Annotated in this window: 17 protein-coding genes; 10 read left to right on the forward strand and 7 right to left on the reverse strand. The window is 73.9% G+C overall.

From position 1 onward, the window contains the following. Position 1 precedes the first annotated feature (1 nt). Positions 2 to 466 (forward strand): Lrp/AsnC family transcriptional regulator, encoded by a 465-nt coding sequence (locus AB0O09_RS16640; protein ID WP_344623056.1) that lies wholly within the window; start codon positions 2 to 4, stop codon positions 464 to 466. A gap of 70 nt (positions 467 to 536) precedes the next feature. Here the strand turns inward: AB0O09_RS16640 and AB0O09_RS16645 are convergent, their stop codons facing one another. Continuing rightward, the gene (locus AB0O09_RS16645; RefSeq protein ID WP_344623055.1) at positions 537 to 1,121 is read right to left on the reverse strand and encodes a TetR/AcrR family transcriptional regulator; all 585 of its coding nucleotides are present in this window, start codon (positions 1,119 to 1,121) and stop codon (positions 537 to 539) included. A 236-nt stretch (positions 1,122 to 1,357) separates the two neighbouring features. On the opposite strand from AB0O09_RS16645, the gene AB0O09_RS16650 reads away from it, so the two are divergent. From AB0O09_RS16650 to paaN, 3 genes are all read left to right on the forward strand, one after another. After that, positions 1,358 to 1,864 (forward strand): RICIN domain-containing protein, encoded by a 507-nt coding sequence (locus AB0O09_RS16650; RefSeq protein ID WP_363542401.1) that lies wholly within the window; start codon positions 1,358 to 1,360, stop codon positions 1,862 to 1,864. Between the two features lie 147 nt (positions 1,865 to 2,011). Beyond that, entirely contained in the window at positions 2,012 to 3,301 is a 1,290-nt protein-coding gene (locus AB0O09_RS16655; RefSeq protein WP_363542402.1) for a hypothetical protein, read from the forward strand. Between the two features lie 101 nt (positions 3,302 to 3,402). Continuing rightward, the gene (paaN, locus tag AB0O09_RS16660) at positions 3,403 to 5,103 is read left to right on the forward strand and encodes a phenylacetic acid degradation protein PaaN (RefSeq protein ID WP_363542403.1); all 1,701 of its coding nucleotides are present in this window, start codon (positions 3,403 to 3,405) and stop codon (positions 5,101 to 5,103) included. A gap of 76 nt (positions 5,104 to 5,179) precedes the next feature. Here paaN and AB0O09_RS16665 read toward each other — a convergent pair whose 3' ends face one another. Continuing rightward, the gene (locus AB0O09_RS16665) at positions 5,180 to 6,397 is read right to left on the reverse strand and encodes a dolichyl-phosphate beta-glucosyltransferase (protein WP_363542404.1); all 1,218 of its coding nucleotides are present in this window, start codon (positions 6,395 to 6,397) and stop codon (positions 5,180 to 5,182) included. A gap of 104 nt (positions 6,398 to 6,501) precedes the next feature. Here AB0O09_RS16665 and AB0O09_RS16670 point away from each other — a divergent pair, with 104 nt between their 5' ends. Then, complete coding sequence (locus AB0O09_RS16670) at positions 6,502 to 7,986, forward strand: FAD-dependent monooxygenase (protein ID WP_363542405.1); 1,485 nt, start codon at positions 6,502 to 6,504, stop codon at positions 7,984 to 7,986. Between the two features lie 12 nt (positions 7,987 to 7,998). Here AB0O09_RS16670 and AB0O09_RS16675 read toward each other — a convergent pair whose 3' ends face one another. Further along, positions 7,999 to 8,556: a CGNR zinc finger domain-containing protein gene (locus tag AB0O09_RS16675; protein WP_363542406.1), complete on the reverse strand. Its 558-nt coding sequence runs from the start codon at positions 8,554 to 8,556 to the stop codon at positions 7,999 to 8,001. 199 nt (positions 8,557 to 8,755) lie between these two features. On the opposite strand from AB0O09_RS16675, the gene AB0O09_RS16680 reads away from it, so the two are divergent. The 5 genes from AB0O09_RS16680 to AB0O09_RS16700 all read left to right on the forward strand — a co-directional run bounded on the left by AB0O09_RS16680 (position 8,756) and on the right by AB0O09_RS16700 (position 15,167). Then, entirely contained in the window at positions 8,756 to 10,903 is a 2,148-nt protein-coding gene (locus AB0O09_RS16680) for a protease pro-enzyme activation domain-containing protein (protein WP_363542407.1), read from the forward strand. 237 nt (positions 10,904 to 11,140) lie between these two features. Next, a complete protein-coding gene (locus tag AB0O09_RS16685) occupies positions 11,141 to 12,223 on the forward strand; it encodes a hypothetical protein (RefSeq protein WP_363542408.1) in 1,083 nt (360 codons plus the stop codon). Positions 12,224 to 12,342: 119 nt separating this feature from the next. Beyond that, entirely contained in the window at positions 12,343 to 12,816 is a 474-nt protein-coding gene (locus AB0O09_RS16690; RefSeq protein ID WP_363542409.1) for a VOC family protein, read from the forward strand. 8 nt (positions 12,817 to 12,824) lie between these two features. Next, positions 12,825 to 13,700: a pyridoxamine 5'-phosphate oxidase family protein gene (locus AB0O09_RS16695; protein ID WP_363542410.1), complete on the forward strand. Its 876-nt coding sequence runs from the start codon at positions 12,825 to 12,827 to the stop codon at positions 13,698 to 13,700. A 126-nt stretch (positions 13,701 to 13,826) separates the two neighbouring features. Beyond that, entirely contained in the window at positions 13,827 to 15,167 is a 1,341-nt protein-coding gene (locus AB0O09_RS16700; RefSeq protein ID WP_363542462.1) for a peptidoglycan-binding protein, read from the forward strand. 7 nt (positions 15,168 to 15,174) lie between these two features. Here AB0O09_RS16700 and AB0O09_RS16705 read toward each other — a convergent pair whose 3' ends face one another. The 4 genes from AB0O09_RS16705 to AB0O09_RS16720 are packed head-to-tail and all read right to left on the reverse strand — an operon-like array spanning position 15,175 to position 19,649. Continuing rightward, entirely contained in the window at positions 15,175 to 15,834 is a 660-nt protein-coding gene (locus AB0O09_RS16705) for a TrmH family RNA methyltransferase (RefSeq protein WP_363542463.1), read from the reverse strand. Between the two features lie 11 nt (positions 15,835 to 15,845). Next, entirely contained in the window at positions 15,846 to 17,960 is a 2,115-nt protein-coding gene (locus AB0O09_RS16710; RefSeq protein ID WP_363542411.1) for an FUSC family protein, read from the reverse strand. A gap of 10 nt (positions 17,961 to 17,970) precedes the next feature. Beyond that, the gene (locus tag AB0O09_RS16715; RefSeq protein ID WP_363542412.1) at positions 17,971 to 19,023 is read right to left on the reverse strand and encodes an HTTM domain-containing protein; all 1,053 of its coding nucleotides are present in this window, start codon (positions 19,021 to 19,023) and stop codon (positions 17,971 to 17,973) included. Continuing rightward, a complete protein-coding gene (locus AB0O09_RS16720) occupies positions 19,020 to 19,649 on the reverse strand; it encodes a DUF5819 family protein (protein WP_363542413.1) in 630 nt (209 codons plus the stop codon). The genes AB0O09_RS16715 and AB0O09_RS16720 overlap by 4 nt, the downstream gene beginning before the upstream one ends. Positions 19,650 to 19,736 lie beyond the last annotated feature (87 nt).

The raw sequence follows: 19,736 nt of genomic DNA on the forward strand, positions 1-19,736 counted from the left end.
CATGTCGGCTGAACAGACGTCCAGGCTCGACCGTGTCGACCGTGCGATCCTGCGGCTGCTGCAGCAGGACGGCCGCGCTTCGATCCGCTCGGTGGCCGAGCGGGTGCACGTCTCCCGGGCCAACGCCTACGCCCGGATCTCCAGGATGGTCGAGGAGGGCGTCATCCGCGGCTTCACCGCGCGGGTGGACCACGAGAAGTCCGGGCAGGGCGCGTCCGCCTACATCACGCTGAAGATCGTCCAGAACTCCTGGCGGACGATCCGCGAACAGTTGCTGGGGCTGCCCGGGGTCGCGCACATCGCGCTGGTCGGCGGCGAGTACGACGTGCTGATGCTGGTGCACACCGCCGACAACCGGGCCCTGCGGGAGCTGGTGCTCAACCGCATCCAGGCGATCCCGGACGTCCTGGGCACCCAGACCATGCTGGTCTTCGAGGAGAGCGACCAAGTCCCCCCGGACGCCTGAACCGGGCACCACCGGGGCAGCCGCTCAGGGGCGCGGGGGCCCCTGGGTGGCCTGCCCCGGATCGCTCGCCCTACCGCGCGCGGAGGCCATCGAAGGCGAGGTGGGCGACGGCGTCGGCGACGCCGTCCGCCCCGCGGGTGCCGGGCCGGTACCACTCCACAATGGAGTTGATCATGCCGAAGAGCAGCCGGGTGGCCAGCCGGGGCTCGACGTCCGACCGCAGTTCGCCGGCGGCGACCGCGGCCCTGAGCAGTTCGGCGACCCGGTGGTCGAAGTCGCGGCGGCGCTCCAGCGCCCACTGCTCGGTGGCGGTGTTGCCGCGGACCCGCAGCAGCAGGGTCACGTAGGGGAGTTCGGAGAGGAGCACCTCGGTGGTGCGGCGCACCACGTGCTCCAGCCGGTCCACCGGCTTGCCGGTCTCGGCGGCGGGCTCCTCCAGGATGCCGAAGAGGGCGTCCAGCGCGCGCCCGACGGCCAGCCGCAGCAGTTCCTCCTTGCCGCGGACGTGGTGGTAGATCGAGGACTTGGAGATCCCGGCGGCCCGGGAGAGGTCCTCCATCGAGGTGCCGTCGTACCCGCGCTCGTTGAAGACCCGGACCGTCACGGCGAGCAGCGATTCGACGGTGTAGGCGGTACGGGGGGTGTTCTCGGCCATGGGCACGAGTATCCCCGGCGTCCGGGTGCCGCCTCCGCGCGGGGTGGCGGCGACGGCGGCCGACGGGACCGCCGGACGGGCGCCTACCCAAACGACCGGCAGGCTGGCCTGAATTCCGGTGTTCCGCCCCCGCAGGGCCGCATAAGGTCCATTTCTCGGGGGGACGTAGACGAACCGGAATATCCGGAACGGGTCCTTCAGCATTTCTTTCAACCCATCACCGGAAAGGCTCTTCCATGACGAACTGGATGCGGCGCGCCGCCACCCTCTCGGCCGGTCTGGTGCTCGCCGGCGGTGCCGCCATGGCGACCGCCCCCACCGCGTCCGCGCTGGTCAGCGGCCAGCTGCACCCCGCCAGCTCGGGCAAGTGCCTCGGCGTCTACGGGATGTCGACCGAGAACGGCACGGACGCCGTCCAGTGGGACTGCAACGGCAATGCCGACCAGCGCTGGAGCTACTCCGGCGTCGGCGGCGGCTACTACACGATCACCAACGCGAATTCCGGCAAGTGCCTCGGCGTCTACGGGATGGACCGGAAGAACGGCGCCGTGGCGGTCCAGTGGGACTGCAACGGCAACCCCGACCAGCAGTGGTACATCGACTCGGTCGGCAACGGCGCCGCCCACCTGATCAACCGCAACTCCGGCAAGTGCCTGGGCGTCTACGGCGGCGACACCGCGAATGGCACCATCGCCGTGCAGTGGGACTGCAACGGCAACCCCGACCAGGTCTGGTACTCCTGACGCCCCGCCCGCGGTCGGCCCGGGGCGTGCCCGCGAGGGTGCCCCGGCCGGCCGGCCGCGGGCCTTCGGGACGCTCGGGGGCGGGCGGTAGACTCCGCCGCGCCACCCGCATGCGGCGGGGTGACCGGCGACGGAGGACCGACGTCCATGAGCGCGATACCTGACACCGCGGTGCCGCGTCAGCGGCCCGCCGCCGATCCGGTGCAGGCGGGTGCGGAGGATCGCGGCGACCGGCGGCCCCCGCAGCCGCTGCGCGGCGCGTTCGGCTCGGCGGCGGCGCGCTTCGGGCCGGCGCTCGGGCTGTTCGGCGCGGTCAAGCTGATCGGTTTCGCCGTCTTCATGATGCTGCTGGAGTCGTCCGGCAAGTTCCGCGAGCAGTCGCCGCGGTTCGGCGGCGGCGCGCACCCGTGGGACGTGGTCGGCTCCTGGGACGGCTGGTGGTACCGGCAGATCGCGGAGATCGGCTACGACCCCAAGCTGATACCGGACCCGGGCGGGTTCTTCCCCGTCCACCAGGACTCCTCGGCGTTCTTCCCGCTGTACCCGGGCCTCGTCCGGCTGGTGTCGGACGGCACCGGCCTCGGGCTGTACGGCGCGGGCATGCTCGTCTCGGTGGTCTCCTCCTTCGTGGCCGCGGCCGGCATCTACGCGGTGGCGGCGCACCTCGGCGGCAGGCGGGCCGGCGTGATCGCCGCGGCGGTCTGGGGCGCCTTCCCCGGGGCGGGCGTCGAGTGGGCGGTGTACACGGAGTCGCTGTTCGTGGCGCTGGCCTCGTGGGCCTGCTACTTCACGATCACCCGGCAGTGGTCGCAGGCCGCCCTGGTGGCCTTCGTCGCGGGGCTGAGCCGGCCGACCTCGATGACGCTGATCGCCGGTGTCGCGCTCTCCGCGGCCGTCGCGCTGTTCCGACGCCGGGAGGAGGGCGTGGCCGGGCCGCTGACGGCGATCCTGCTGCCGCCGCTGAGCTTCTTCGGCTACATCGGCTGGGTGGGCTGGCGGATGGGGCACCTGGACGGCTACCTCACCCTGCAGCGCTACGGCTGGCTGCACTTCTTCGACTGGGGCTCGTACACGAGCACGGCCGTCTCCAACATCCTGGTCGGCGAGACCGCCTACCTCTTCCCGTACCCGACCGAGGACCTGGTCGCCGTCCTGGTGCTGTTCGCGCTGCCCTGCCTGCTGGTGCCGTTCCTGTCCCGGCGGCCGCCGCTGGTGCTGGTGGTCTACACGCTGGGGACGCTGGTGCTGGCGCTGGGCAGCCAGCAGATGTTCGGCACGCTCTCCCGCTTCGTGCTGCCGGTGTTCCCGCTGACGATCCCGGTGGCGCTCGGGCTGCGGCGGCTCAGCCTGCCGTCGCTGGCGGTGGTGCTGGGCGTGGCCGGCGTCGCGTCCGGCTGGTACGCCGGCTACGTGATCTTCGAGCTGGGCATTCCGTAACCGCGGAGGCGGCCGGGCGGCGGGCGGCCGCACCCTCTTGTCCCGACCGATCGTTCGGTTACTCTTTGGGGTGTCCCGCCCGCCCCTGTGAGGAGCGCACCATGGCTGCTGCGACCCCCGACCCCAAGGTCGCCGACCTGATCGAACGCCACCAGGACACCCTCGACCGCGCGCTCACCGCGATGGCCGAGCGCGACTACTGGTCGCCCTACCCCGAGTTCCCCAAGGCGTACGGCGAGACCGGCGCCGAGGACGGCAAGGCGGCCTTCGACGCCCTGCTCGGCAACGTGTTCGCGGTCGAGGGCCAGCCCACCGACGGCGACCTGGTCGGCGGCGAGACCTCCCCGTACGGCATCGAGCTCGGCGTCAGCTACCCGCACACCGAGCCCGGCGCGCTGATCGAGGCGCTGGAGGCGGCCCGCCCGGCGTGGGCGGCGGCCGGCCCGGCGGCCCGCGCGGCGGTCTGCCTGGAGATCCTGGCCCGGATCAACGCCCGCTCGCACGAGTTCGCGCACGCGGTGATGCACACCACCGGCCAGGCCTTCGGCATGGCCTTCCAGGCCGGCGGCCCGCACGCCCAGGACCGCGGCCTGGAGGCCGTCGCGTACGCCTACGCCGAGCAGACCCGGCTGCCGCAGAGCGCCGGCTGGACGAAGCCGCAGGGCAAGCGCGAGCCGCTGCAGATGGTCAAGGAGTTCACCGTGGTGCCGCGCGGCACCGCGCTGCTGATCGGCTGCAACACCTTCCCGACCTGGAACGGCTTCCCCGGCCTGTTCGCCTCGCTGGCCACCGGCAACGCCGTGCTGGTCAAGCCGCACCCGCGGGCGGTGCTGCCGCTGGCGCTGACCGTCCGGATCTCCCGCGAGGTGCTCGCCGAGGCCGGCTTCGACCCGAACCTGGTGTGCCTGGCCGCCGAGCACGAGGGCGGCACCGCCGCGCAGGTGCTGGCCGTCCGCCCCGAGGTCAAGGTCATCGACTACACCGGTTCGACCTCCTTCGGCGACTGGCTGGAGGACAACGCCCGCCAGGCCCTCGTCTACACCGAGAAGGCCGGTGTCAACACCGTGCTGGTCGACTCCACCGACGACTACCGCGGCATGCTGAACAACCTGGCGTTCTCGCTGTCCCTGTACAGCGGCCAGATGTGCACCACCCCGCAGAACCTGCTGATCCCGCGCACCGGCATCGCCACCGACCAGGGCGACAAGTCCTACGACGAGGTGGTCGCCGACCTGGCCGCCGCCGTCGACGGGCTGCTCTCGGACGACGCCCGCGCGGCCGCCGTCCTCGGCGCGGTGGTCAACCCGGGCGTGCTGCAGCGCACCGCCCAGGCCGCCGGCGGCGAGTTCGGCGAACTCGCGCTCGCCCCGCGGCCGGTGGTCTCCGCCGAGTTCCCCGGCGCGACCATCCGCACGCCCGCCCTGGTCAAGGCCGACGCCGACAAGCCGGACGACCGGGCGGCCTTCCTGGGCGAGCAGTTCGGCCCGATCTCCTTCACCGTCGCGGTGGAGAACACCGCGGCCGGCATCGAGCTGCTGCGCCGCAGCGTCCGCGAGCAGGGCGCGATGACCGTCGGCGCCTACACCACCTCCCCCGAGGTGGAGCAGGCCCTGGTCCAGGCCTGCCTGGACTCCGGCGTCTCGCTCTCGCTGAACCTCACCGGCGGGGTCTACGTCAACCAGACCGCCGCCTTCTCCGACCTGCACGGCACGGGTGCCAACCCGGCCGCCAACTCGGCCTACTGCGACGGCGCGTTCGTCGCCGGCCGGTTCCGCACGGTGGAGGTCCGCCGGCACAGCTGATCCGGCGTCCGGCACGGTCCGGCGGCCCGCTCCCGTACCGCGGGGGCGGGCCGCCGGTCTTCCCCGGCCCGCCGCCTCACCGGCGGGCCCGCCGCGGGTTGAACACCCAGACCCGCAGCAGCACGAAGCGCACCAGCGTGGCCAGTGCGTTGGCGGCGACCAGGGCGGCCAGCTCGACGGAGTGCCCGGCGGCCGGGGCGGCCGCCCCGAGCAGGGCGATCGCCCCGCTGCTGAGCACCAGCCCGACGACGAAGGCGATCCCGCCCTCGATCTGGTGCTTGAGCGCGTCCCGCCGGCCCGTCACCCCGAAGGTGAAGCGGCGGTTCGCGGCGGTGTTGAACACCGCGGTGACGGCCAGCGCCAGGAAGTTGGCGGCCAGCGCCGGCATCAGCTGACGCATCCCCAGGTAGAGCAGCACGTAGGCGAGCGTGGACACCGTGCCGACCACGGCGAAGCTCGCGAGCTGCCAGCCGAGGCCCGGCGGCAGCCGGTCCTGCCCGGGCCGCTCGGGCGGCTGCACCACGCCGGCGCCGGACAGCGAGCGGCGGGCGACCCTGGCCATGCCCCGGAGGTCGTCGAGGGCGGTGCGGACGATGTCCACCCGGCTGTCCGGGTCGTCCACCCAGTCCACCGGGACCTCGTGGATCCGCATCCCGGACCGCTCGGCGAGCAGCAGCAGCTCGGTGTCGAAGAACCAGGCGTTGTCCTCGACCTCGCCCAGCAGCTGCTTCACCACCGCGGTGCGGCCCGCCTTGAAGCCGCACTGGGCGTCGGAGAACTTGGCCGCCATGGTCGCCCGCAGCAGCAGGTTGTAGGTGCGGGAGATGAACTCCCGCTTGGGCCCGCGCACGACCGCCGAGCCGCGGTGCAGCCGGCTGCCGATGGCGAGGTCGCTGTGGCCGGAGAGCAGCGGCGCCACCAGCGGCAGGAAGGCCTCCAGGCCGGTGGAGAGGTCGACGTCCATGTAGGCGACGACGTCGGCGTCGCTGTCGCCCCAGACCTGCCGCAGCGCGCGGCCGCGGCCCTTGAGGTCCAGGTGGACGGCGGTGACCTGGGGGACCTCCTCGGCGAGGGCGGCCGCGACCTGCCAGGTGCCGTCGGTGGAGGCGTTGTCGGCGACGGTGATCCGGTAGGGGTAGGGGAAGGTCTCGGAGAGGTAGGCGTGCAGCCGCCGGACACACCGCTCCAGGGTGTGCTCCTCGTTGTAGACCGGGACGACCACCTCGACCAGGCTCGTCCGTACCGTGTCACCGCCCGGAGCGGTGTCGGCCGGGATCGTTGCGGGCTCTGTCATGCCAAAGAGGCTCACAGCGGCTGATGGGCCCGGGATGATGGGAGGGTGAGAGCGGACTGAGAACCGCGCAGCCCGCTCGCCGTACCACCAACGGGAGATGACACATGGCTGACAGGCAGCTCGACTCCGATGTCGTGGTCGTCGGCGCAGGCCCCACCGGCCTGCTGCTGGCCGGCGACCTGGCGGCGGCGGGGGTCCGGGTGACGGTGCTGGAGAAGCGCGGCGCCGAGTCCAACCTGACCCGGGCGTTCGCGGTGCACGCCCGGACCCTGGAGCAGTTGGACGCCAGAGGGCTGGCCGACGACCTGATCGCGACCGGGACACCGCTGTCCTCGCTGCGGCTGTTCGGCAAGGTCCGGGTGGAGCTCGGCGACCTGCCGACCCGCTTCCCCTTCGTGCTGATCACCCCGCAGTCGAACACCGAGCGGCTGCTGCAGGAGCGGGCGCTGAAGGCCGGCGCGGTGATCCGCCGGGGCGCCGAGGTGGTGGGGCTGCGGCAGGACGCCGCCGGGGTGCGCCTGGACGTCCGCGAGGACGGCGGCACCGCCTCGTACCGGGCCGCCTACGCGGTCGGCACGGACGGCGTGCACAGCACCGTCCGCGACCTGCTGGGCCTGCCCTTCCCGGGCACCTCGGTGGTGGACTCGGTGATGCTCGCGGACGCCCGGCTGGAGAAGGCGCCGGAGGAGGTCCTCACGGTCGGCGCGAACGAGGCGGGCTTCGCCTTCGTCGCGCCGTTCGGCGACGGCTGGTACCGGGTGATCGCCTGGGACCGGCACCGCGGCCTGCCGGACGCCGCCCCGGTGGACCCGGCCGAACTCACCGGGCTGCTGCGCGCGGTGCTGGGCACCGACCACGGACTCCACGACATCCGCTGGTCCTCCCGCTTCCACAGCGACGAGCGGCAGGTGCCGACCTACCGCTCCGGCCGGGTCTTCCTCGCCGGCGACGCGGCGCACTGCCACTCGCCGGCCGGCGGGCAGGGCATGAACACCGGCCTCCAGGACGCCGCCAACCTGGGCTGGAAGCTCGTCGGCGCGGTGCAGGGCTGGGCGCCGGACGCCCTGCTCGACACCTACCAGAGCGAGCGCCACCCGGTCGGGAAGGCCGTGCTGCGCAGCTCGGGCGCGCTGATCCGGGTGGCGCTGGCGCAGTCCCTGCCGGCCCGGGTGGCGGGCGGGGTGCTGACCGCGGCGGCGGACCGGCTCGGCCCGCTCACCCGGTTCGGCGCGCGGGCGGTCTCCGGCCTCGCGGTGGCGTACCCGCCGGCCGGGGAGGCGCACCCGCTGGTCGGCCGGCGCATCCCCGACCTGCGGCTGGCGGTGGACGAGCCCGGGGGTGCGCCGCGGCTGTACGAGGCGCTGCGCGGCGGCCGCGCGGTGCTGGTCTCCAACGACGAGCAGCCGTACGCCGACCAGTGGGCCGGCCGGGTGGTGACGGCGGCCCCCGCCGACCCGCACGGCAAGCTGCGCGACACCGTCCTGCTGGTCCGCCCGGACGGCTACGCGGCCTGGGCCGCGGTCGACCCCACCCGCACCGAGGTCCGCACCGCCCTCACCGCGCTGCTCGGCCGTCCCGCCCAGCCGTAGAGCCGGGGCGTCCTACGGTGCGCCCGTGCGCCCGCCGGCCGTCCGCTCGTAATGGCGGGCGGCTTTCGAGCGGTTCCCGCAGAGCGCCATCGAGCACCACCGTCGGCGCCCGTTCTGCGATGTGTCGAAGAAGTGCAGAATGCACGCCGGGTGTGCGCACTGCTTGATGCGGTGCGCGCCCCGGCGCAGCAGCGAGAGGTAGTCGTCGGCGGCGAGCCAGGCGGCGAGCTGCTGCGGCGGGTCGGCCTCGGCGGTCTCGGCGGGGCCGTCCGGGCCGAGGCTGTGCCGGAGCCTGCCGTGCGCGAGGACGGCGTTCAGTGCGGCGGCGCCCTCGGCCGAGCCGGGGTCGGCCACGAGCAGGTCGAGGGCGCCGCGGGCGGCCTTCACCGCGGTCAGCGAGGCTTCGTCGGCGGGGCAGCGGTCGGTGAGGCCGGCCGAGGAGAGCCAGATGCGGTAGCCGTCGAGGTCGGCCAGGAGGTCCTGCTGCCCGGCGCCGCGCCAGCGGGTGTTCAGCAGATCGAGGGCGAGCGGTTCGCCGATCAGCGGTCGCGGGTCGCGGGGGTCAGCCATGCCGCCGAGTGTAGTGCGGCACCGCCGGACGCCATTCACTGTATGAATTCACATCCATTCTGTTGATGGATCCGAATTCCACACTTGACTGTTTTTTAGCAAGCGATTGCTGCCGCATGGGCCCATTCCTGGGTGCTTTCTGGGAACTTCGTGCAAGCGTTTTCGAACCCGGAACGCCCCACACCTTCCGGAGGACCCCGTGCGACCCCGCTCGCTCGCCCTTTCCGCGGCCATAGCCGTCCTGCCCCTGACCGTGGTTTCGCTGGGCGTCTCCACCGCCCAGGCCGCGCCGACCCCGCAGGCCGCCTCCCGGGTGGCCCTGCCGAACACCGTGACCCCGGCGGTGGCCCGCTCGCAGAAGCAGGGCGACCTGCCCGCCGACCGGACGATGTCCGTCTCGGTGAACCTGAAGCTGCGCAACACCGCCGACCTCGACCGTTTCCTGAAGGCGGTCAGCACGCCCGGCACCCCGGAGTACGGCCGCTACCTGACGCCGGCGCAGTTCACCGCGCTGTACGGCCCGACCGAGGCGGACGTGGCGAAGGTCCGTGCCTATCTCACCGGCCAGGGCCTGACGGTCGACTCGGTGAGCGCCAACCGCCAGGTGGTGAACGTCCGCGGCACCGCGGCGCAGGTCGCGAAGGCCTTCGGCACCCACGAGAGCTCGTACAGCGACCCGCAGCAGGGCGGGCGCACCTTCTTCGCCAACGACGCGGCGGCCAGCGTGCCGGCCGAGCTGGCCGGCACGGTCGAGGGCGTCTCCGGCCTCGACAACCACACCGTGCGCACCTCACGCGCCGTCAAGCCGAAGGCGGTCACCCCCCACGCGACGCCGAGCGGCTTCGGTCCGGCGCAGTACGACGGCGCCTACCGGCTCGACAAGGTCGGCGCGGACGGCACCGGGACGACCGTCGCCCTCTGGGAGTTCGACGGCTACAGCTCCACCAACCTGCGCACCTACGACAGCCAGTACGGCCTGACCGGCCCGGCGGTCTCCACCGTCTCGGTGGACGGCGCCAACTACGACGCCAAGCCGGGCGACGGCCAGGGCGAGGTCGAGCTGGACAGCGAGATCGTCCGCGGTGTCGCCCCGAAGGCCACCCAGCTGGTCTACGAGGCCCCCAACAGCGACCAGGGCGAGATCGACATGGCCGCCCAGATCGTCTCGGAGAACCGGGTCTCGGTCATCTCGATCTCCTGGGGCTCCTGCGAGCCGGACACCACCGCGTCCTCGATGACCGCGGTGAACAACTCCTTCAAGCAGGCCGCCGCCCAGGGCATCTCGATCTTCTCGGCCTCCGGCGACGACGGCTCCCGCGACTGCACCCGCTCGACCAGCGGCTCCACCGTGAAGGCGGTCGACTTCCCGGCGTCCAGCCCGTACAACACCGGCGTCGGCGGCACCAACCTCAAGGTGAGCGGCAACGCGTACTCCTCGGAGAGCGCCTGGAGCACCGCGGGCGGCGGCGTCTCCACCCAGTTCGCCAAGCCGAGCTGGCAGACCGGCACCGGCGTCACCGGCACCATGCGCACCGTGCCGGACATCGCCTCCAACGCCGACCCGGCGAGCGGCTTCGCGATCTACACCACGGGCGGCTGGCAGGTCTACGGCGGCACCTCCGCCGCGGCCCCGCTGTGGTCCGGCTACACCGCGCTGTTCAACCAGAAGGCCAAGGCGGCCGGCCAGGCCGTGCTCGGCGAGGCCAACCCGAAGCTCTACTCGCTGGCCAACTCCAGCAGCTACGGCACCGTGCTGCACGACGTCACCACCGGCAAGAACCAGGACTTCTCCACCAAGACCGGCTACGACCAGGTCACCGGCTGGGGCACCCCGGTCGCCGACTCGCTGACCACCGCCCTGCTCGGCGGCACCACCCCGCCGCCCACCGGCGGCTGCACCTCCGCCCAGCTGCTCGGCAACGCCGGCTTCGAGACCGGCACCGCCGCGCCGTGGACGGCCTCCTCCGGCGTCGTCGACAACAGCGCCTCCGAGGCCGCGCACGGCGGCTCCTGGAAGGCGTGGATGGACGGCTACGGCTCCGCCCACACCGACTCGGTCTCGCAGACCGTGTCGATCCCGGCCGGCTGCAAGGCGACCTTCACCTTCTGGCTGCACGTGGACACCGCCGAGACCGGCAGCACCGCCTACGACAAGCTGACCGTCGCGGCCGGCTCGACCACCCTGGCCACCTACTCGAACGCGAACGCCGCGAGCGGCTACGTGCAGAAGTCCTTCGACCTGTCGGCCTTCGCCGGGCAGACCGTGACGCTGAAGTTCACCGGCACCGAGGACTCCTCGCTGCAGACCAGCTTCGTCGTGGACGACACCGCGCTCACCGTCTCCTGACACCCGCCTCGCCCCGGCCGGCGCGGACCTCTCCCGGTCCGCGCCGGCCGCACTGTTGCGACTGTGTTTCTATCCGCCGTGAACTGGGACTTTCTTGTCGTGACCACTGTCATATGTCCGAGTTGATGACGTAGCCTCTCGACGGTGCGTAGGGTGTGCCCCCAGCTCGGTGTGGCAGCCCGATCACGGAACGCTGGGCCGACGCCGCCGAACTCGCCTGGTGGGGGAGGTATCCGGATGAGTTCTCAGCAGCCGCAGCACGCGGGTCGGCTCAGGCTGGTCGGTGAGCGCGACGCGGGGCCGGCGTACGGCCGGCCGCGGCCGAACGGCGACCGGGCCGCGGCGCCCCCGCCCGCCCGCACGCCCGGGCAGCCCCCCGCACCGGCCCAGGTCCCGCCCCAGCCCGCGCCGCAGGCGCCCGCCGCCGGCGCGCTCGGCTTCGCCGAGGTGCTGAACGCGGCGATCGAGGCCAGCGGGCTCAGCCTCGACCGGATCCGCGCCGCCCTCGCCCACCAGGGCGTCAGGATCAGCGTCACCACCCTCAGTTACTGGCGGCGCGGCCGCAGCCAGCCCGAACGGGCCGCCTCGCTGCGCGCCGTCCACCTGCTGGAGGAGCTGCTGGCGCTGCGCCGCGGCACCCTCTCCTCGCTGCTCGGGCCGCCCCGCCCGCGCGGCCGCTGGATCGCCCCGACCACCCACGACGCCCTGCGGGTGGAGCAGGTCTGGCCGGGCGAGCAGGAGATCGCCGAGGTCTTCGAGGAGCTGGATGCCCCGCCCACCGGGGACCTGGAGCGCCTCTCCATCCACGACGCGTACTTCGTCGACGCCAACCGCCGCGGCCACCTGCTGAGGATGCGCCAGGTGGTGCGGGCCACCGTCGGCGGGGTCGCCCGCTGCGTGGTGGTGCACAAGGCGGACGAGGGCGCCGTCGGCTGCCCCGAGATCACCTCCGTCCGGCACGCCCGGCTCGGCCGGGTCCGGCGCCGTCCGGAGAGCGGCCTGCTCGTCGCCGAGCTGCTGCTGGACCGTCCGCTGGCGCTCGGCGACTCCACCGTCTTCGAGTACGAGGTGGACATCCCGGACACCGGCCCGACCACCGACTACGGCCGCTTCTTCGCCGTGCCGGTCCGCGAGTACGTGCTGCAGGTGCACTTCGACCCGGCGGCCGTCCCCGCGCACTGCGAGCGCTTCGAGCGCGAGCCGGCCGCCGAGGTCGACCGCAAGCGCGAGCAGCTGTGGATCGGCGCCTCGGCCAGCGCCCACGTGCTGGCCCCGGACCAGCCCCCGGGCCAGGTCGGCATCCGCTGGCAGTGGGAGTAGCCGGATTATCTAACCATTACACGACCCCATACCGGTTTGCGCCCCGATCTTCTAACCCGTACTGTCCCGAAGTACCGGTTAGACGACCGGGCCGTCCCCTCTTCCGGGAGTGATGCGTCGTGTCCACCGCCGCCCTTGCCCCACGCACCCTGCAGACCGGCCACGTCGGGCTGAACGTCACCGACCTGACCCGCTCGGTCGCCTTCTACCGGCGCCTGCTCGGCCTCGACGTGGCCGCCGCGAGCGACGAGCCCGGCCGCCGCCACGCCCTGCTCGGCCGCGACGGCACCCTGGTGCTCACCCTCTGGGAGCAGAGCACCGGCAGCTTCGCCCCCGGCGCCCCCGGGCTGCACCACCTCTCCTTCCGGGTGGACTCGGTCGAGGAGGTCCGGGCCGCCGAGGCCGTCCTCAAGGAGCTCGGCGCCGACTTCGCCCACGAGGGGGTCGTCCCGCACCGCGAGGGCGCCGACTCGGGCGGTGTCTTCTTCACCGACCCGGACGGCATCCGGCTGGAGATCTTCACCCCCGCCGGGGTGGCCGGGACCGGGGCCACCGCGCCCGACGCCACCGCCCCCACCTGCGGATTCTTCTAGGAGTCGGGATGTGGCACGCGGGCGAGCGCGCCGTCCAGCGGCGCACCGGGCAGCAGGAGCGGGCCGAGCACACCGGCCGGTCGATCGGGCGCACGATCCCGCCGGTCGCGGCCCGCTTCCTCACCGAGCGGCGGACGATCGTGGTCGGCGCCGCCGACCCTGCCGGGCGGATCTGGGCCACCCAGCTCGCCGGTCCGCCCGGCTTCGTCCGCGCCGACGGCGACCGCGCCGTGCTGGTGGCCGCCCGGCCGGCCCCCGGCGACCCGCTCGCCGAGGTGCTGGCCGGGCCGGCCGAGGTCGGCACCATCGCGCTGGACGCGGCCGGACGGCGCCGGATGCGGCTCAACGGCCGCTCCGAGCCGGACGGCCCGGACGGCCTGCGGATCACCGCCGAGCAGGTGTACGCCAACTGCCCCAAGTACATCCAGCGGCGCAGCCCGCGCGAGCTGCCGGCCGCCGAGCCCGCCGCCACCGCGGGCGACCGGCTGACGCTGCCCCGGCAGCTCGCCGTCGCCGCCGCCGACACCTTCTTTCTGGCCACCGCCGGCCCGGACGGCCGGGTGGACGCCTCGCACCGCGGCGGCTTCCCCGGCTTCGTCGAGGTGCTGGGGCCGAACCGGCTGCGCTGGGCGGAGTACGCGGGCAACAGCATGTTCATGAGCCTCGGGAACCTGGAGCTCGACCCGGCGGCCGGCCTGCTGCTGCCCGACTGGGACACCGGCGACGCCCTGCTGCTCACCGGCCGCGCCGAGGTCGACTGGTCCGACCCGTCCGCCCCGGTCGTCGACTACACCGTCCTCCGCACGGTCGACCTGACCCATGCCGTACCGCTCACCTGGACGGCCCCCGAGTTCTCCCCGGCGCTCCCCCGCCCGGTCCGCTGACCGGCCGTCGGCGCCCCCTCCGCTTCACCGACTTGTCATATTTTGTTACCTATCAGGTGATATTCCGTCGGCTGACGGTGGAACACATCCCCTTCCTGAATCCGGAGAAAGGGACCCACCGTGCTGATGGAGTTCACCGAGGTCGAGCCGGACGGCGGCTGCGGCTGCCCCGGCTGCGGCGCCCGAAGCCTCGCGCGGCTGCACGCCGCCCGCACCCCGGCCGCCGGGCCGGCCGCCCGGGGAGCCCGCCGAGCCGTCGTGCTGGTCGCCGCGGTCGGCACCGCCCTCGGCGGCGCCACCAGCGCCATAGCCGCCGTCCCGCGGGCCGCCGCCACGGACACCCCCGCCCCGACCCCGACCTCCCCCCAGGGCGAGGTCGCCGGCCCCTACGGCGGCGAGGGCGAGCAGCCCCGCGCCCTGCTCCGCGCCACCACCCGCGAGGAGATCCTCGCCCGCGCCCAGGTGTGGGTGGACAGGAAGGTGCCGTACTCGATGAGCCGGTACTGGTCGGACGGCTACCGCCAGGACTGCTCCGGCTTCATCTCGATGGCCTGGGGCCTGGGCAGCAGCCAGACCACCTGGACGCTGCCGAACTTCGCCGACCGGATCGCCAAGGACGACCTGCAGCCCGGCGACGCGCTGATCTACAACGACTCCGCCAACCCGCAGGGCGGCTCGCACGCCGTCCTCTTCGGCGGCTGGACGGACTCCTCGCACACCCGCTACACGGCGTACGAGCAGACCAGCCCGAACACGATCAAACGCAGCACCCCGTACGCCTACTGGAGCCACTCGGGCTCCTACCTGCCGTACCGCTACCGGGGCGTCGCCGCCGCGGCGGACGGGGAGGCCTTCCCCGGGTCGGTGTGGTTCGGCATCGGCCAGACCAACCAGTACGTGAAGCGGCTGGGCGAGATGCTGGTGCAGCGCGGCGCCGGGCGGTTCTACACCGAGGGCGCGGACGCGACCTGGAGCGAGGCGGACCGCAGGGCGACCCAGGCGTTCCAGCAGGCGCAGGGCTGGACGGGCACCGAGGCGGACGGCGTCCCGGGCAAGGACACCTGGGCGCTGCTGGTGGCCGACCGCGGCCGGGACGTCCCGCCGCAGGCCCCGCAGCCGGTGCCGCCGCCGGTGCCCACCGTCCCCGGCGTTCCCGGCGTGCCGACGGTGCCCGGCGTCCCGACGGTACCGACCGTGCCCCCGGTGCCGAGGGTGCCGGGTGCGCCGTCGCAGGCCTTCCCCGGGACGGACGCCTTCGGTCCGGGCCGGGTGAACGCCGCCGTGCAGCTGCTCGGCGAGCAGCTGGTCCGCAAGGGCTACGGCGGGTTCTACACCGTCGGCCCGGGCCCCGAGTGGACGGAGAGCGACCGGCGCAACGTCGAGGCGTTCCAGCTGGCGCAGGGCTGGACGGGCACCGAGGCGGACGGCTACCCCGGTCCGCACACCTGGCGGCTGCTGTTCGGCTGAGCCGCGCTCAGGGGCGGCCGACGCCCGCGCCGTGCACCCTCACCCAGGCGTGCATGGCGATGGCGGCGGCCGCCCCGGCGTTGATCGACCGGGTGGAGCCGAACTGGGCGATCGAGCAGACCGCGGTGGAGTGCTCCCACGCCTCCGGGGTCAGCCCGGGGCCCTCCTGCCCGAAGAGCAGCACGCAGCGCTCCGGCAGCTCGTAGGTCTCCAGCGGGACGGCGCCGGGCAGGTTGTCGATGCCGATCACCGGCAGTCCCTCGGCGGCCGCGAAGGCGGCCAGCGAGGCGACCGAGTCGTGGTGGCGGACGTGCTGGTAGCGGTCGGTCACCATGGCGCCGCGCCGGTTCCAGCGGCGCCGGCCGACGATGTGCACCTGCCCGGCCAGGAAGGCGTTGGCGGTGCGCACCACCGAGCCGATGTTGAAGTCGTGCTGCCAGTTCTCCACGGCCACGTGGAAGCCGTGCCGCCGGGTGTCGAGGTCGGCGACGATCGCCTCGCGGGTCCAGTACCGGTAGCGGTCCACCACGTTGCGGCGGTCGCCGTCGGCCAGCAGCCCGCGGTCCCAGTGGTCGCCCTCGGGCCACGGCCCGGGGTGCGGGCCGACGCCGATCTCCCGGTCGTCGGGCACGAAGGCGTCGTCGTACTGCTCGCCCTCGTGGGGCACTCCGGTCTCGCTCACGCCCCCGAGGGTACGCGGCGCGGCCGGACGGCCCGTTCCAGGTCGCCGAGCGCCTGCAGCATCAGCTTGGCGCCGGCCCGGGCGACCACCGCGCGGTCCTCGTGTCCGGGCACGGCGTCCCCGACCGGGTACCCGTCCCAGCGGGCGTAGGCCTCGCGCAGCCCGGAGAAGTCGACCGGCTCGCCGATCAGCACCCCGGCCGCGGCGATCGCGGTGGCGTACTGGAGCTCCTCGGCGAACTCGGCCGCGCCGGCGACGGGCGGGCTGTCCCGGTGCGGCACGTGCGCCTCCATCAGGACGGCGCTGCGGGCGAGGAGTCCGACCGCGGTGCGGGCCCGGTCGAGCTGCTTGCGGCTCAGCTCGGGCAGCCGGTCGCCGTGCTTGACCGGCTCGGCGTCGGCCCGTTCGAGCGCCTCCATCAGCTCGGCGCGGGCCTCCCGGGAGTCGAGCAGCGCGTCCCGCACCCCGCGGTCGTCGCGGCCCTCCGGATCGCCGTACGCCTGGAGCACCGCCGCCCCGTAGCGGCCGGCCGCGGCGAGCCACTCGGCGAGCCGCTCCGCGAGCCGCGCGGTCTGCCAGGTCGGGAAGAGCGCGTAGGCGCCGAGCGCGATGGCGCCGCCGAGCAGGGTCAGCAGCACCCGCTCCAGGGCGGTCTCCAGCGGGTTCCCGGCCTGCAGGCCGAGCAGGAACACCACGTAGGAGGAGACGCAGGCGGTGGTGAAGGCGTAACCGGTGCGGATGGTCAGGTAGGCGCCCGCGATGCAGACCACGGCGAGGGCGGCGGAGAGGTACGCGCCCGGGTCCAGCAGCTGCACGACGGCGGTGGTGACGGCCACGCCGACGACCGTCCCGGCCAGCCGGGCCACGCCGCGGCTGAAGGTCTGCGCGAAGTCGGGCCGCATCACCATGGCGGCGGTCAGCGGCGCCCAGTAGCTGTGGTGCAGCCCCGTCGGCCGGGCGGCCAGGTAGGAGAGGGTGACCACGGCGGACATCCGCACGGCGTGCTGGAAGACCGCGGAGCGCGGCTGCAGCTGCCGCCGGACGGCCTGGAGGGCGACCGGAACGATCTTCAGCAGTGGCGGGCGGCGCAGTTGCGGGCCGCTCGTCCGCACGACGGTCCGGTCCTGCCGGTCGAGGGCGCCGACGGCCCGGGAGAGCTGGGAGGCGAGCCGTTTGGCGGCCCGGCGGGCGGCGCCGGTCAGCTCCGGGCTCTGGGCGGCCTCGGCGAGGGTGAGCGCGGGGGTGCTGGTCGGCGGCCGGACGGCCTCCCCGGCCCGCACGGCGGCGGCGACGGCGTCCAGGAGCTCGGCCGCGGCGGCGAGGACCTCGCGGGCCAGATCGCGTCCGGGGCCCTCGGCGGGGGCGCCGACCGCCGGGTCGGCGAGGGCGGCGAGGGCGGGCCGGATGTGTTCGGCGATCCCCCGCAGGCCGCGCATCTCGGGCGGCCGGTGCCGGGCCTGCCAGCCCGTCAGGGCGCCGGCCCGGCGGGCGGTGATGAACGGCTCGGGGTCGAGGACGGCGACCGGGTCGTGGCGCAGTCGGCGGGCGTAGTGGCCGAGTTCGGCGTAGGCGTCGGCGAGGGCGTCGCGGTGGCCGCGCCAGCGGTCGACCGGCCAGAGCAGCGTGACCAGGGCCTGGACGGCCCCGCCGAGGGCGCAGAGCAGGCCGTGGCCGAGCGCGCTGACCAGGCTGACGGGCAGTTGGACGACGACCAGCATCACGGAGATCGTGGTGGCGGCGACCGTACCGCCGGTCGGGCCGACCGCCCAGATCATCCCGGCGCCGAACGCCCAGACGGCGAGCAGCACCGGGAAGGCGCCGGGGACGCCGACGGCAGCGTAGCCGAGGAAGGTGCTGATGCCGAGGCCGAGGCCGGCGCCGACGGCGATCGAGGCGCGCGGGCGGAAGGTCCGCTGGAAGGTCGCGGTGCCGGCGATGAATCCGCCCATCGCGGCCGAGGTGGCCGGGCCGGTGCCGGCGACCGCCAGCACCGGGAACAGCACCAGGCCGACGGCGAGTGCGCCGCGCACGGCCCGTCGCGGGTCGGAGAGTTCACGGGCCGGGACGAGTCCGGCCTTCGCAGTCTCCCGAAGTGCGACAGACCAGGGCATGTCGGGCAGTCTAGGGCGAAGGCGGGCGCGCCGCCGGGAGGCGTACGGCCGCCCGGAGCCGTCGGGCGGCCGGGCCGCAGCGGGCGTCCAGCCGCTCCAGGAAGGCGGTGGGCAGGAAGACCAGGTCGGCGGCGATCATCGCCAGCGAGAAGAACGGCAGCCCGAGGACGACCGCGATCGCGGAGTGCTCGGCGATCATGAGGGCCAGCAGCACGTTCTTCAGGCGCCGGTTCGCGAGCGTGAACGGGAAGGCCACCTGCAGGATCACCGTGCCGTAGCTGAGCACGAAGGTGATCAGCAGGCTGGAGCCCAGCAGCGCGGACAGCTCCGGCCAGGGGGCGAAGTAGTCGAGGTGCAGCGGGTAGTGCAGGGCGGTGCCGTCCTGCCAGCGGGAACCCTGCACCTTGTACCAGCCGGCCGTGGAGTAGATCAGCACCACCTGTGCGGCGATGATCGCCATGCCGCAGTTGTGCAGCATGGTGACGAGCGCGTCGCGGACGGCCGGCAGCTCCCCGGCGGGCGCGGCCGGCGCCTCCCGGCGGGCCCGGCGGCGGGCGTCCAGCGACCACACCAGGCCGGAGCGGACGAGCACCAGGTACATCGCCATCAGGTGCACGACGTTGTCGCCGCCGTCGCCGACCAGCACGTTGCGGTTCTGCAGGGAGAGCACGGTGACGGCGAAGAGCACGGCGCTCGCCCGGGTGCGCCAGCCCAGCACCATCAGCACGGCGGCGAGGATCCCCAGGTGGTAGACGGTCTCGAACCAGAGCCGGCCGTCCGACCAGGAGAGCACGGTGAAGGCGTGGGTCACGGAGAGCAGCCGGTCGGAGAGGTCGGCGGACCACGGCGAGCGGTCGCCGTACAGCACCCGCCGGTTCGGCCACTCGCGGAGCAGGAAGCCGAGCCAGGCGAGGCCGAAGCCGATCCGGACCACCGCCGCCTGGCGGCGGCCGACGACGGTGCCGGTGAAGGCGTCGAAGAGCCGCTCGAAGCGGGTGGGCGGCGCCGCCGCGACCGGCGCGGGATCGGCTGCCGCGACCGGGCCGGTGGCCGTTCCGCTCACAGCAGCCCCCGGTAGTCGTCCTCGTCCACCGGCCACCAGGGCAGTTCCTTGTACGGGGTGGACTCGCCGGGCTCCTCGGTGCTCCAGGCGGGCGGCGGGACGGCCTTCGCCGCCGAGCGGAACTGGATCTGCAGGATCCGCTCGCCGCCGGCGGTGCGGCCGAACCGCTGCAGGGCTATCCGCTTGAGGTACTCCTCGGCGAGCTTGCCGCGCTGTCCCGGCACGGCGCCGTCCTCGGCGGGGTGGCTGGACTCGTAGAAGTCCCAGGCGCGGCGCAGCATGTTCTGGTCGACGTGGCTGGGCGCCGGGTTGTGGCGTATCGCGGCCGCGTCCCGGGCGGTCAGGCCGGTCCAGTCGCGGGTGTGCACCTCGCCGTCCTCGGCGATGGTCTGCACCCGGGCGTCGACGGTGATGTTCTGCTGCAGCGGGTTGGGCGCGAACAGCTTCCAGTTCTGCTCGAACTCGGGGTAGACCAGCCCGTCCAGCTGCTGCCGGTACTCCTGGGAGAGCGCGTTGGACGGGGCGTTGTGCAGGAACAGCGCCGCGAGCAGGATCGCCGTCCCGCCGATCATGCCGGCCCCGGAGAGGCAGAGCACGGTGAGGGCGGGGGTGGACCAGGTGCGCACGCGGTGTCCTCCCCTACGGCTGCTGCGGCACGGTTCGCCCGGTCATCCTGCCGTACCGGCGCGCCGGGGGACAGGGCCGGGGAGTGC

The sequence above is a fragment of the Kitasatospora sp. NPDC093679 genome (genome assembly GCF_040683455.1).
Lineage (GTDB): Bacteria > Actinomycetota > Actinomycetes > Streptomycetales > Streptomycetaceae > Kitasatospora > Kitasatospora arboriphila.